This is a genomic window from Acidiphilium sp. MT5, assembly GCF_054767495.1.
Map to the genome: position 1 here is coordinate 135,864 of NZ_BAABMR010000012.1, position 13,376 is coordinate 149,239.

Annotated in this window: 11 protein-coding genes; 8 read left to right on the top strand and 3 right to left on the bottom strand. The window is 57.6% G+C overall.

The window, feature by feature from the left end; translation table 11 throughout:
- Window positions 1-61 precede the first annotated feature (61 nt).
- The gene (locus ACYUCQ_RS13735) at window positions 62-3,598 is read left to right on the top strand and encodes a S41 family peptidase (protein WP_460255117.1); all 3,537 of its coding nucleotides are present in this window, start codon (window positions 62-64) and stop codon (window positions 3,596-3,598) included.
- A 9-nt stretch (window positions 3,599-3,607) separates the two neighbouring features.
- Here ACYUCQ_RS13735 and ACYUCQ_RS13740 read toward each other — a convergent pair whose 3' ends face one another.
- A complete protein-coding gene (locus tag ACYUCQ_RS13740) occupies window positions 3,608-4,588 on the bottom strand; it encodes an aldo/keto reductase (RefSeq protein WP_460255118.1) in 981 nt (326 codons plus the stop codon).
- 139 nt (window positions 4,589-4,727) lie between these two features.
- Window positions 4,728-5,042 (bottom strand): hypothetical protein, encoded by a 315-nt coding sequence (locus tag ACYUCQ_RS13745; protein WP_460255119.1) that lies wholly within the window; start codon window positions 5,040-5,042, stop codon window positions 4,728-4,730.
- 96 nt (window positions 5,043-5,138) lie between these two features.
- Between ACYUCQ_RS13745 and ACYUCQ_RS13750 the strand changes: the two genes are divergently transcribed.
- From ACYUCQ_RS13750 to ACYUCQ_RS13780, 7 genes are all read left to right on the top strand, one after another.
- Window positions 5,139-5,792: a TetR/AcrR family transcriptional regulator gene (locus ACYUCQ_RS13750; protein ID WP_460255120.1), complete on the top strand. Its 654-nt coding sequence runs from the start codon at window positions 5,139-5,141 to the stop codon at window positions 5,790-5,792.
- Between the two features lie 2 nt (window positions 5,793-5,794).
- Window positions 5,795-6,781 carry a 3-oxoacyl-[acyl-carrier-protein] synthase III C-terminal domain-containing protein gene (locus tag ACYUCQ_RS13755; protein ID WP_460255121.1) on the top strand — a complete coding sequence of 329 codons (987 nt, stop codon included), beginning with the start codon at window positions 5,795-5,797 and terminating at the stop codon, window positions 6,779-6,781.
- A gap of 3 nt (window positions 6,782-6,784) precedes the next feature.
- Entirely contained in the window at window positions 6,785-7,783 is a 999-nt protein-coding gene (locus tag ACYUCQ_RS13760; RefSeq protein WP_460255122.1) for an NAD-dependent epimerase/dehydratase family protein, read from the top strand.
- Between the two features lie 43 nt (window positions 7,784-7,826).
- Window positions 7,827-8,606 (top strand): MBL fold metallo-hydrolase, encoded by a 780-nt coding sequence (locus tag ACYUCQ_RS13765; protein ID WP_460255123.1) that lies wholly within the window; start codon window positions 7,827-7,829, stop codon window positions 8,604-8,606.
- A 182-nt stretch (window positions 8,607-8,788) separates the two neighbouring features.
- Complete coding sequence (locus ACYUCQ_RS13770; RefSeq protein WP_460255124.1) at window positions 8,789-9,754, top strand: ATP-grasp domain-containing protein; 966 nt, start codon at window positions 8,789-8,791, stop codon at window positions 9,752-9,754.
- Window positions 9,755-9,774: 20 nt separating this feature from the next.
- Window positions 9,775-10,887 (top strand): hypothetical protein, encoded by a 1,113-nt coding sequence (locus ACYUCQ_RS13775; protein ID WP_460255125.1) that lies wholly within the window; start codon window positions 9,775-9,777, stop codon window positions 10,885-10,887.
- Window positions 10,884-11,876, top strand: coding sequence for a Rieske 2Fe-2S domain-containing protein (locus ACYUCQ_RS13780; protein ID WP_460255126.1), 993 nt, complete (start codon window positions 10,884-10,886; stop codon window positions 11,874-11,876). Before ACYUCQ_RS13775 ends, ACYUCQ_RS13780 begins: the two co-directional genes overlap by 4 nt.
- Before the next feature lie 16 nt (window positions 11,877-11,892).
- Here the strand turns inward: ACYUCQ_RS13780 and ACYUCQ_RS13785 are convergent, their stop codons facing one another.
- A complete protein-coding gene (locus ACYUCQ_RS13785; RefSeq protein WP_460255127.1) occupies window positions 11,893-13,161 on the bottom strand; it encodes a F390 synthetase-related protein in 1,269 nt (422 codons plus the stop codon).
- Window positions 13,162-13,376 lie beyond the last annotated feature (215 nt).

Genomic DNA, 13,376 nt, shown 5'->3' on the forward strand with positions numbered 1-13,376 from the left:
ATCAGCACAACAATCCTGACCATCCCAGCGCAATTTTCCACGAAACCCGAATCTCCCGTGCGTGCGCCGCAATCTTGATCTCCCCGCCCAATCCGGTCATGTCTGCTATGTCGGAATTGCCGACAAGAACAATCTCGACTTGGGGCGGCGCAAAGATCGGCGCCTCTTGGCGGCAAACCGAGGCTTTATGATGCGAGCAAAAACTTTCGTCCGCGTGATCAGCGCAGCCCTGTCGATTCTGGGTTTTTCCCAAGTGCCAGGATTATCACGAGCGCAAGCCACGACGGACGCGCCCGGCCCGGTCCAAGCCATGATCCGCTATCCCAGCATCCACGATAATCTGATCGTGTTCGAAGCCGCCGGCGCCGTCTGGAAAATCCCCACCACCGGCGGCGTCGCCACCCGCCTGACCTCTGACCCCGGCTATGAATCGCATCCGATCATCTCGCCCGACGGTAAATGGGTCGCCTTCACCGGCTGGTACAACGGCAATACCGACGTGTTCATCGTCTCGATCGATGGTGGCCCGGTCAAGCAACTAACCTGGCGGTCGATCAACGCGCCGGTCAAAGGCAAAATCGTCACCATCCCCGATAACGTGGTGGTCGGTTGGACCCCCGATAGTAAAAACGTGGTGTTCCTCTCGCGCCGCTCCAGCTTCAACCCACAAATCGAACGCGCGTTCGAAGTGCCAATCACCGGCGGCCTCGCCAAGCGCCTGCCGATGCCCTGGACCGGCGCATTATCCTTCAATCCAACCGGCACCATCATCGCCTATAACAAAATGTCGCGCATGCTGCGCGCGTTTCACCGAAAACATTATTTCGGCGGCCAGGCCGACAATATCTACACCTACACCCTCGCCACAGGTGCCAGCACCCAACTGACCCATTGGAAAGGCGAAGACGCCTTCCCGATGTGGGTCGGCGACAAGCTCTATTTCGCCTCGGATCGCGGCAAAAGTGGCGTGCTCAATCTGTGGGTAAAAGACCTAAAAACCGGCACCACCCGCCAAATTTCGCATTTCCCAACCTATGATGTCGATTGGCCCAGTGCAGGCAATTCCGGCATCGCCCTATCAGATGGCGGCAAGCTCTATCTCTATTCCTTCGCCACCGATAAAATCCAGCCCGTCCCGGTCAGCGTCCCGCTCAGCGGCAAACACACGCTGCCCTATGTCTATTCAGCCGCCAAAATGATCCGCGCCGCCGGCATTTCGCCCAATGGCAAAGTCGCCGTGTTCAGCGCGCGCGGCGCGTTATTCACCGTTCCGCTCGATTACGGCCACACCACCGATTTGAGCCTGAGCACCGCCAGCAATGACAAAGACCCCAAATGGTCGCCCAACGGTCATTGGATCGCCTATATCAATGATGACGGTGTGAACAGCCAATTGATGATCCGCCCGGCCGATGGCGAGGGTAAACCACGCAGCCTGACCAAAACCGGCAATATCACCATCACCGGCCCGCTGGTCTGGAGCCCGAACAGCCATTGGCTGACCTATACCAATTCCCGTCAACAATTATGGCTGGTCAATATCAAAACCGGTGCCGCGAAAAAACTGGCCTCGGACCGGCAAATGATCGTCGGCGCGTTCCAGGACGTAACCTTCTCGCCGGACAGCCAATGGATCGCCTATTCCAAACATCTGCCCAACCAATTGCGCGCTTTGTTCATCGATGACGTTAAAACCGGCGCCGTCCATCAAGTGAGCCGTGGCAATTTCAGCGATAAAGAGCCCGCTTTCTCCCATAACGGCAAATATTTGTTTTTCGTCTCCGCCCGCCTCGTCAACCCGGTATTATCAAGCTACGATTTCGGTGCCTCCGGCGTGGTGCCAGACGGGCTGTACGCTACGACCTTGCAAGCCAACACCCCATCCTTGATCGGCCCGCGCACCCAGCGCGCGGTTGCCAAGCCGGACAAGACACCCAAAGACAAAACAAAAAAATCGGATAAAAAATCGGACAAGGCAAAAAAATTGCAGGTGAAAATCGACTTCACCGGCCTGATCAATCGCGCCGTCCAATTGCCGGTGCCCGCAGCCAACATCAACAAAATCGCCGCGTTCAAAAACATCGTCTATTACGCCACCGCGCCAGTACCCGTCCTCGGCGGTAACATCCCCGGCCAAGTGCCTGAGCTGCGCGCCTATAATCTCAAAAAGCGCAAAGCGCTGACGCTGGCCCAAGGTATTGGCGACAGCTTTGCTTTGTCAGCAGATGGCTCAACCCTGCTCTATGAACAAAAGGGCAAATGGATGGTGCTGCCCGCCGCCTTCAAGCCGCACCCGAAATCCAAACCGCTGAACACCGCGCATATGCAACTGCAAATCGATCCGCGCGCGGAGTGGAACGAGATTTATAACGAAGCCTGGCGCAATGTGCGCGATTACTTCGTCAACCCCGATCTGATCAAACGGAAATGGGCCACGATTGGCAATCATTACCGCGCATTGCTGCCGCTGGTGCAGGATCGTGAAGATCTGAACTATATCATGGGCAACATGATCGGCTCGTTGGGCGAAAGCCATATGTATATCTATGGCGGTGATGTGGGCTGGAAATCGCCCTCAGCACCAACCGCCAGCCTCGGTGCGCGCTTCCATCTCGATCCGCAAGCCGGTATCTATCAAATCACGCGCATTTATCGTGGTGATAACACCGTGCCCGGCTATTACGCGCCGCTCGCGCAGCCGGGCCTGAAGGTGAAAACCGGAGATTATGTCCTCGCGATCAATGGTCATCAGCTCCACGCACCAACCAGCCCTTACGCCTTGTTGCAAGGCACGCTGGGCCAAACCATTCGCTTGACCCTCGCGCAAACACCAACCGGCAAACCTTGGTCAATTTTGGTCAAGCCCATCGTCAATGACGAAAAGCTGCATTTGCTACATTGGATCAATAATAACCGCCGCGAAGTGAACCGGCTCTCCGACGGCAAGGTGGGTTATATCTATCTTGAAGATATGGAAGCCACCGGCTTGCACGAGTTTGTCCGTCAATATTACAGCCAGATCAATAAGCCTGGCCTGATCATTGATGATCGTTGGAATCTCGGCGGCTTTATCGATACGATTTTATTCAACCAGCTCACGCAAAAAATGGTGGCCGGTTGGGTCAATCGTCACGGGTTTTACAATCAAAGCCCGAGCAACGCGTTTGTCGGCCATATGGCCGCTTTGATTAATCGCGGCTCCGCCTCGGACGGCGATATTTTCGCCTACCGCTTCCAACAATATCACCTCGGCCCGACCATCGGCTCACGCACCTGGGGTGGTGTGCGTGGCTATGATAACCAATTCACGCTGCTTGATGGTGGCCAGCAGGTCGTGTCCGAAATCGCCATGTATGGCAAAGACTCGAAATGGGCAGTGGAGAATATCGGCGTCGTGCCCTCAATGCCGATCACGCTCAATCCAGGCTTGCTCGCACGGCAGAATAAGGACACCCAAATCCAAGCGGCGGTGAAGGTACTCATGACGCAAATTGCTGCGAAAAAAGTAGCCCTACCGCCGCCGCCCGCTTGGCATCCGGCGTTCCCGCAGCAGCCGGCCTATCCGCCCTGCCCCGTCACGACCGGAACCTGCCAATAGGAAGTAGGATCAGGAAAAGCCCACTACGGCGTGCGGCACGTAGTGGGCTTCGAGGCGGGCGATCTCGTCGGCGTTGAGCGTGAGCGCGGTTGCAGCAATTGCATCATCCAGATGGGCAAGCTTGGTCGCGCCAATAATCGGTGCGGTAATACCCGGCTTGCTCAGCACCCACGCCAGCGCAATCTGCGCGCGCGGCACGCCGCGTTCGGCCGCGACTTCGGCGACTACATCGACGATTTTACGATCAGCGTCCGCCGTTTTCTGATAGAGGCTCTTGCCGAATTCATCGGTTTCCGAGCGCGCGCTTGCCGCATCCCAATCGCGGGTCAAACGGCCCCGTGCGAGCGGGCTCCACGGCACCACGCCAATCCCCTCGGCGCGGCACAGCGGCAGCATCTCGCGCTCTTCTTCGCGATAGAGCAAATTCACATAATTCTGCATGCTAACGAAACGAGTCCAACCATGACGCGCGGACACCGACAGCGCCTTGGCGAATTGCCAAGCAAACATCGAGGACGCGCCGATATAACGCGCCTTGCCAGCCTTCACCACGTCATGCAGCGCCTCAAGCGTTTCTTCAATCGGGGTATGATAGTCCCAGCGATGGATCTGATAGAGATCGACATAATCAGTGCCGAGCCGTCGCAAGCTGGCATCGATCTCTTGCATGATCGCGCGGCGTGACAAACCTGCCCCATTCGGCCCTTTATGCATCCGGCCATGTACTTTCGTTGCGATCACGACATCTTCACGCCGGGCAAAATCCTTCAGCGCCCGCCCCACGATTTCTTCGCTAGTGCCATCGGAATAGACGTTTGCCGTATCGAACACATTAATCCCGGCCTCCAGAGCTTGGCGGATGAATGGTCGGCTCTGATCTTCGCTCAAGGTCCAGGCGTGACTGCCGCGATTGGCAACGCCATAGCTCATGCAGCCGAGCCAAATGCGGGAAACATCAAGGCCGGTGCGGCCAAGTTTGACATAATTCATGATCGGTTCCAATCGATAAGGGCAGCACCCGGATCGGCTGAGGGCTGCGGGATAGGGGATAGGCGCTGACCAATATGAGCCGGTTCGACGAAAAATCCAATCCTGGCTCAGTGCTAAGCCCGGTTACACGGTTAAGCGGTCAGGAAAGCCGTCCGTCCAGAAAGCCGAGTGCTGGCAATGGGCGCCAGCCCCGGGGCAATTGCGCGCGGTTCAGGGCGCGAATGCTGTAGCGCGGCACTGGCTGTTCGCAGCGCTGCAGAAAGCCAAGATACGCCTTCACCTGCTGCTCGCGCCAAAGCTGATCGGCCTGTGCGCGGGTGTGACTGGCGTGAATATCGGCAATCCGCACCACACGACCGATGGTGGCGACGACGGCCCAGAGCCGGTCATCGCCGCGCCCCGCATCCTTTTCAGATGGTCTGAGTTTTTCGGGCATCGGGATGAAAGTTGGCATGACGCGACCAGCACCGCAAGCGTTATCCGAGGAATGTCGTTTTTATGCCCTTGAACAGCGTTCAGATATAGCGTATGAACGATGTTCAAATTATGGATGCAGCATGATATGGCCCCAAGTGAACGTAGCAGCGCGGCATCGGCCCGCGCAATCACCGCCCAGCGCCATCAGGGTTTGCGCGAGGAACTCTTGGCGGCTGCGCGCGACATTATTGACCAGCATGGGCTTGAACAATTGCGCGCCCGTGATCTGGCCGCGCGCGTTGGCTGCTCGTTGGGCACGATTTATAACCTGTTCACGGACCTTGATGCGCTGACCCTCGCGGTCAACGCGGCGACGCTGGAGGCGCTCGACCGGGTCATGGCGCGCATCCCGCCTCAAGACCCGTTGGCGCATTGTCTTGCTCTGGCGGCGTCCTATCTTGATTACGCCGTGCAACACCGAAGCCTGTGGGACGCGCTGTTTCGCTATCGGCTGCCATCCAATAAGCCAGCGCCGGATTGGTTTCTCGCCCTGCAGGATGCTGCTTTCTCGCATATCGAGGCGCCCTTGGCGCGCCTGTGCCCGACCATGCCCCAAGCCGATCGGCACTTGCTGGGCCGCACCCTGTTTTCTGCCGTGCATGGCATGGTGGCGCTCGGCATCGATCAACGATTGACGCCAATGGCGCTGCCAATCTTGCAAACGCAAATTTCCCTCCTGGTTAGCGCCATCATCAATGGACTGCCTGCCACTCTTGGAACATCCTGATTATGTCATTCAAAATCTGCGGCACAGGTGCCGTGCAGCCCGCCGTTCGATTAAGTTCAACGGAGATCGACCGCCGCCTTGGTCGTGCGCCTGGTTGGACGCAGCTTCATTTCGCGATTGAGAGCCGCGCTGTCGCGTCCGGCGATGAGACCAGCTCCAGCCTCGGCGCGGCGGCGGCGCATCAGGCCTTGGCCAATGCTGGCTGGGCACCAGAGCAGCTTGATGTGATTATTGGTGCCTGTGGCGTTATGGAGCAACCCATCCCCGGTACGGCCTGCCTGATCCAGCGCCGGCTAGGGCTGGGCCAAAGCGGCATTCCCGCCTTTGATGTCAATGCCACCTGCCTTTCCTTTCTGTTAGCGCTCGACACCATCGCGCTTGGTTTCGCGGCGCGGCGGTGGCGGCGGGCGCTGATCGTGGCTGCGGACATTGCATCCGCAGCACTTGATTTCCGCACACCCGAAGCCTCGGTGATTTTTGGCGATGGCGCAGCCGCCGTGGTTTTGGAAGCACAACCGAACCACAATAATTGGCGTGCCTATCGGTTCGAGACCTATGGCGATGATGCCGAGGCTTGCCAATTGGCCGCCGGTGGCACTAGGCTGCATCCGCATGATGATTTGCCGCGTTTTCTCGCACATGCAAAATTCCAGATGGATGGACAACGTTTATTCAAAGCGACTGCGCGGCGTTTCCCAGATTTTCTAACACGGCTGCTCGCCCAAGCGGGGCTGGACGCCGACGCGATCGACCTAGTGGTCCCGCATCAAGCGAGTGCGGGCGCGTTGGAATATTTGCGCCGCAATTTTCCCCAAGCGCGCAAGGGGATTGTTGATATTTTTGCCGATCATGGCAATCAAATCGCCGCCTCGATGCCGAGCGCATTGCACGCGGCTATTGCCACTGGGCGTTTACAACGCGGCGACACAGCCTTGTTCATCGGCAGTTCAGCGGGTATCTCGCTGGGCGGTGCCGTATTGCGATATTAGCCGATGCGCCGCGTTCTGGTCACCGGCGCAACGGGCGGATTTGGGATTGCGCTGGTTCAAGCACTGTTAGCGCACGCCTATCTCGTTCGCGCCACGGGACGCCGCCTCAATCTAGGCGCCCGGCTGCGAGCGGCAGGTGCAGAATTCATCGCGGCGGAGCTGACCGAGCAGACATGCCTTCCTGCGTTAGTCGCGGGAACCGACCTTGTGGTGCACGCCGCAGCGCTATCGAGCCCGTGGGGACGGCGCGAGGATTTTCAGCGCATCAACGTCACGGTCACGCGCGATTTACTCGCCGCTGCGCAGATTGCGGGGGGCAATCAATTCGTTTTTATCTCGACCCCCTCGATTTATAGCGAACCACGCGACCGGCTTGGCTTAACCGAAGCAAGCCCGGTTGCGAAACGATTCGCGAACGATTATGCGGCCAGCAAATATGCTGCAGAGCAGTTGGTTTTGGCCGCGAACAAACCAGGTTTTAGCACGGCAGTGCTGCGCCCACGCGCGCTCGTAGGGCCTGATGACACGGTGTTGCTGCCCAGGCTGCTCCGTGTCGCGCGGCGCGGCATATTTCCGCTGTTGCGCCAAGGACGGGCGCTGATCGAACTCACCGACGTGCGCGATGCCGCCGATGCCGTGCTGGCAATCGCGGCACGGCCCTTACCAACGGCAGGGCGCAGCTTCAATATTTCTGGCGGGGCACCAATGACCGTTGCGGCAGCGCTATCACGCGTATTTGCTGATTTTGATCTACGACCACGCTTGCTCGCGCTACCCTACGCGCCAATCGCCCGCCTGCTCCGCCTTGCCGAAATCATCTACGCACGATTACCCGGCCAACCCGAACCGCCCGCGACGGTCTATACGCTCTCGACCTTGGCCTTCTCGCAAACCTTCGATCTGCGCGCAGCCCGCAATGAATTAAGCTGGCAACCACGCTTCACCCCAGCCGAGGCCATTGCCCGCACCGCGGCGACCTGGAGACATCATGCGCCGTTGTAACATTCATTTTATTCAAGCGGGCTTCTGCCGGCATTGCGAAGCGATGACCCGGCGCGGTGGCCAATGGCAGCCTGCGATTTTTCCAGCGCTGGCTGGATTGATCCTGCATCAATCTGGCCCGGTGTTGTTTGATACCGGTTATGATCCGGCTTTTTTCACCGCGACTGAGCCTTTTCCGCAGCGTCTTTATCGGTGGCTGACCCCACCGGAGATCACGCCGCATACCATTGTTAGCGCTCAGCTTGCCTATTATAATCTGCGTCCTGATGATATTCGTTGCGTTATTATTTCGCATTTTCACGCTGACCATATCGCCGGATTGGGTCAATTCCCTCACGCGCGGCTGATTTGCTCGCGCCGCGGCTTACAATCGGCGCGTCAGGGTCATGCGTGGGCGGCCCTGCGGCGTGGTGTTTTGCGCGCGCTGATCCCGCCTGATTTCGACCAGCGCGCAGCATTTTTTGAAGATTTTGCGCAGGCGAAGCTGCCGAAAGAACTCGCACCGTTCACCGATGCGGTCGATGTTTTTGGTGACGGTGCGATCCTGGCCGTACCTCTCGCTGGACACGCCGATGGCCAATTTGGGTTGGTGCTGCGCGGGCAATCCGGGCAATTGAATTTCCTGGCCGCCGATGCTGCGTGGTCGAGCCGGGCAATTCGCGAAAATTCGCCACCACCGCGCCTGACCACCGCATTGCTTGGCGGCACCAAACCATATCGCACCACGCTCGGACAGCTCCATCATCTACAAAGGTGCAATCCCGATATTCTCATTACCCCATCACATTGTCATGAGCGCGCTCTTGAGGAAGCGGGCCGATGAAAACGGTGTTGATAACCGGCGCCCGAGCGCCCATTGCCCTTGACCTCGCGCATAGTTTTCACGCCGCCGGATATGAACCGCATTTGGCTGATTGTATCCGGCCTTGGACTGCGCATCTCTCACGTTTTGGCCGATCCCAGCTTCATCGTTTCGCTCCACCCCGCACAGAATTTCTGACGTTCATGGCTGACATAGCGAAACTGGTTACCCGGCTCGACCCGGTCATGATCATTCCGGCCTGCGAAGAGGTTTTCTACCTCGCCGAAGCGGCAGCGCGGTTGCAACTGGGTGATCGTTTATTCGCACCCGCGCTTGCGATATTGCGCCAGCTCCACTCGAAAATTGAATTTGCGTCGCTGGCGCGAAGTTGCGGGATCGCCGCGCCGGCAACACGCCGGGTCACATCGCGCGCCGCCTTGCAGGAATGGGCTCCACAGGCGGCGCACTTGGTGTTCAAGCCCGAATATTCCAGGTTTGCGACGAACACGCTGGTCCGACCGAAACCGAGTGCGTTGGCAAGGGTCAACCCAACATCAGAGACCGCCTGGGCGGTGCAGGATTTTATCGAAGGCACCGAAATCTGCCTGTGGTCGGCAGCGCGACAAGGCAAGATTGTTGCATTTGCCGCCTACCAACCGCGCTGGCGGCTTGGCCATTCATCTAGCTTTTATTTTGAGCCTGATAATGATCCAAAATTGCTGGAATTTTGCCAGATCATTGCTGATCGAACAAACGCAACCGGGCAATTATCCTTCGATGTCATCCGCGATGCTGCGGGCGCGATCCATCCGCTCGAATGTAATCCACGTGGCGTCAGCGGCATTCATCTCTTTGGGGCGGCACCGATCCTGGCACGAGCGTTAATCGGTGAGGGGGATATCGCGATGGCCCCGATGGCGCCGCGCCATCTGGGTCCCGCCATGTGGCTCCTCGCTGCGCCGCAGGCACTGCGGCAAGGGCAATGGTCACGATTTAAGGCCGATTTGTACCGTAGCCGTAATGCACTGGCTATCTCTGGTGATTATTGGAGTAATATCGGTGCGATGCTTGATGCCATGCGGTTCCTGACAACCGGGCTCAGGGATGGCCGCACCGCCGCTGGCCAAAGCACCGACGACATTGAGTGGAACGGTGAGCCAATCATATGAGGCCTGAGATATTCGATCCCATGACTGGTCCTCAAGGCGGTTGGCCAGAACAAACGGCGCTAGAGCGCGCCTATCTTACCGCATTTGCGCAAATCGGTGCACCGGCGCTGATTGCGAATGTGCGAACAAAAATCTATGGGCTGCGCGCGGGCGGGCGTATTTTTCCGCTAACGGTAAACGAGGCGGAGTATGGCGATAGCTATGTCTGCCTGCCGCACACGGCCTATGCGCTCTACGCCAGAGAGGAATTGGATTTGGTTGAAACCGGCATCTCGCGGCCTGCCCTGCGTTTGTTCACCAGCCTCGCGGGTGGCTTGATGCGCGCCATTCGGATTAATCAAATCGTGCATCTGAATAACTGGATGCTTTCGACGAATTTGCATCATGGTTGGCAAGGTGAGGGGCTCACGGCCATTCGCCAATTGTTAGTCGCGCAATTCCCTGATCATGTAATTGCGATCCGTTCGATCAATCGCTGGTCAGACGCGCCCCTTGCCAATGCTTTATCGGCTGATGGCTGGCAGTTCCTGCCGAGCCGGCAAATCTATGTCACGGATGACCTCGTGCGCGATTGGGCACCTCGGCGCGACACCAAACAGGATTTACGCCTTTTACGCAACACACCCTATCAGGACGATAACATGGAACAATTGCGCGCCGGTGATGCCGAACGGATCGCCCAGCTTTATGGCTGGCTTTATCTTGATCGGTACTCAACGCTTAATCCGCAATTCACTCCAGCTTTTATTGAGATGACCCATCGAAGCGGGCTGATCCGTTATCGTGGGCTGCGCGATGCTACGGGTCAATTGGTTGTGATCGTCGGCTGCCTGCTTCGTGGCGATATATTGACCACGCCAATCGTAGGGTATGACACGGCGTTACCGCGCGCCCAGGGACTATACCGATTGGCCTGTGTGCTGCTAACCCAAATGGCACAATCATATGGCGTGCGGCTGAATAGTTCGGCAGGGGCTGGGGAATTCAAGCGGTTGCGGGGCGCGCATGGTGAACTTGAATATTCCGCCTTGTTCACCGACCATTTGTCGGCACCCCGGCGCATCGCGATTGGCGCGATGGCCATGGTGCTGAACCGGCTGGCTGTGCCGCTGATCCGGGCGCGCGGATTATGAGTGCATATCCGCGCGCCGTTGCCGCCGGCTGGTTTCCCATCGCGACCAGTCGGAAGCTTGGCAACAAACCCCTTGCACGCATGCTGATGGATACGCCGCTGGTGGTGTTTCGGGGTGAAAGCGGAGCGGCGGTGTTGCTCGATAGTTGCCCGCACCGCAATGTTGCCCTCTCGGCCGGGCGCATGCGCGGCAATGACATTGAATGCCCCTATCATGGCTGGCGGTTCGCCGGCGATGGGCGCTGTACCGCCACGCCTGGTGCGATCAACCCGGCAACGCAGCGGGCCCGGGCGATGCCTGTTGTTGAACAGGCTGGATTGATCTGGACAACGCTTGGCACCGATGCTTTTCCGAGCTTGCCGCCGATCATCACAGCGCCGGGGTTCGATCAATTTTGGTGGGAAATTCCAACATCGCGCGCTGGCTTAGCGGATGCCGTCGAAAATTTGCTGGACCCGGCACATCCGCATTTTCTGCATGCTGGTATCGTGCGGTCAGCCAAAATTCGCCGCCCCGTGGAGGTGACGGTGCGCGTGCAGCCAAACTGTGCCGAGGCGATCTATGTTGAAAATACCCGTGCTTCCGGCTGGATGCCGCGCTTATTGGAAGGCGTGCGCACCATCGGCATTGGGCGGTTTATGCCACCCAGCACCGCGCAACTGATTTTCGAAGGACCGACAGAGACTCGCCTCGCCATCTCTGTTTTCTTTACGCCAGAAACCACAACATCCGTGCGCCCCTTCGCGCATTTCGCAACACCAAGACGCCTCGCCCCTGCCTTTGTTAAACGCGCATTGCTGATCGCGTTCCATTTTCCGGTGTTGCTGCAAGATCAGAGAATGTTGCAAAAGCAAAGCGATAATATCGTTCGCCTGAACCGCACGCATTACGCGCTCGGCCCGCTCGACCCGTTGCGCCCGGCAATTACCGCTCTGATGGCCGGTGACATACTTAATAGTTCAGAACAAAATCTTACGCTCTATTTGTAATGGATTTCGGTTTCTCCTACAGTTGATCGCATCGCCAATCGCACCGCACGCGCCGGAGTTTGTGCGCGGTGGGCGGCTCGATCCGGTTTATCATGTTGATTTCTACGCCGGTGGCACCGGCTCGGCCCAACACAGCGGCAAGGTTGACACAGGCTGCGCGGCCAGCCTCGGCGGGCAAATTGGCAGCCAAATGAAGCGCAATGTGAGATTGGCCTGTTTGCACCAATCTGAAATCATCGATCCGACGATCCGCATCAAGGATGGCATTGCGCAAAATATCAGGCGTGATTAGGATCGTGTTAGGCCCTAGGCGAAACACATCGTCCTGCCGACCCACGATTTCGGCGACCGCTTGCAGCGGTGATCCGCAACGACAAGGCTGCGGGCTCAAGCGAAGCAAATCATTCATCCGATAGCGCGCCATGATTTGCGTTGTGCGGGTAAAATCAGTGATCAACGGCGTCACCAAATCGCTTCCGGGCAGCGGTTCAAACTCAAAAGTAACGAATTCTTCGGCGAGATGCAAAACACCGAGCCGGCACGCAACACCAAACAGCCCCTCGGTTGCCATGTAAATCTCGCGAACATGAGTGCCAAAGCTTGCCTCAATCATCTGCCGATCAATAGGGTCTAGCACTTCGGCGCCGGAAAATACGTTGTGCGGTTTGATCTTTGTCCGCTCCGCCACCGCGCGCAGCACTTTCGGTGGCGCCATAATCGTATCGGGATCATAATTTATTAGCTCGTCGACCCAACGATCAATGCCGTGCCGCAGGTCAAAAAACCGAACATTGAGCCGTCCGATCTGTGCGGCTGATTTAAATATCTGCCCATATCCAGGCAAGATTAGTGCGACCTTATGCCGCACCCATGGGAAATCAGGCAAGGTTTTGGCCAAAATCACGCCAAGCCAGGTAAAGCGTTCGGCCTCACTAATCACAAACAAGCCGCGATTGCCGCTGGTGCCGGTGCTCTGCCCCACGACATAGCCCCGAACATGCTCCGCACCCGCATCCAACGCGGTGCGAATCTCTGTCGCGCTGATCTTAGCGCGATTAAATTGATCAAAATTTTTCATGAGCTCGGCTTTATCGATCATGGGCAGATCCGACAGATCCCACGCGCCTTTGCTTTCATAGAAAGCCACACGCTGAATATCGCGCCGTAAAAATCGCGCTAACTGCGCCCGCTGCCAGGCGACCACATCGGTGCGGGTGGATAATTGCCGGGTTAAACGCTTGGTTCGATAAAAAGCGCGCAACGCCGCGATGAGCTTGATCAACATGGGAGCCGATCAATATCACATTCCGCGCCAATGGAGGAGATGCGTACGAGAAATCCTAAAACGCACCCCATGGAACCAGGGCAATAACAAATACACCAGCCAGCAAGGCCCCGAGATAGCCCCAAATTTTTGATAAACCTTGGTTCGGATTGATCTCAGTGTCTGACCGAAAATTAAGGTGAGTGATTTCAGTTGGTTATGATTCTCTATTGGTT

Excerpts from the sequence above, each read along its gene's own strand:
- ACYUCQ_RS13740 (WP_460255118.1), bottom strand. The coding sequence starts at position 4,588 with ATGAATTATGTCAAACTTGGCCGCACCGGCCTTGATGTTTCCCGCATT.
- ACYUCQ_RS13745 (WP_460255119.1), bottom strand. The coding sequence starts at position 5,042 with ATGCCAACTTTCATCCCGATGCCCGAAAAACTCAGACCATCTGAAAAG.
- ACYUCQ_RS13750 (WP_460255120.1), top strand. The coding sequence starts at position 5,139 with ATGCAGCATGATATGGCCCCAAGTGAACGTAGCAGCGCGGCATCGGCC.
- ACYUCQ_RS13755 (WP_460255121.1), top strand. The coding sequence starts at position 5,795 with ATGTCATTCAAAATCTGCGGCACAGGTGCCGTGCAGCCCGCCGTTCGA.
- ACYUCQ_RS13760 (WP_460255122.1), top strand. The coding sequence starts at position 6,785 with ATGCGCCGCGTTCTGGTCACCGGCGCAACGGGCGGATTTGGGATTGCG.
- ACYUCQ_RS13765 (WP_460255123.1), top strand. The coding sequence starts at position 7,827 with ATGACCCGGCGCGGTGGCCAATGGCAGCCTGCGATTTTTCCAGCGCTG.
- ACYUCQ_RS13770 (WP_460255124.1), top strand. The coding sequence starts at position 8,789 with ATGGCTGACATAGCGAAACTGGTTACCCGGCTCGACCCGGTCATGATC.
- ACYUCQ_RS13775 (WP_460255125.1), top strand. The coding sequence starts at position 9,775 with ATGACTGGTCCTCAAGGCGGTTGGCCAGAACAAACGGCGCTAGAGCGC.
- ACYUCQ_RS13780 (WP_460255126.1), top strand. The coding sequence starts at position 10,884 with ATGAGTGCATATCCGCGCGCCGTTGCCGCCGGCTGGTTTCCCATCGCG.
- ACYUCQ_RS13785 (WP_460255127.1), bottom strand. The coding sequence starts at position 13,161 with ATGTTGATCAAGCTCATCGCGGCGTTGCGCGCTTTTTATCGAACCAAG.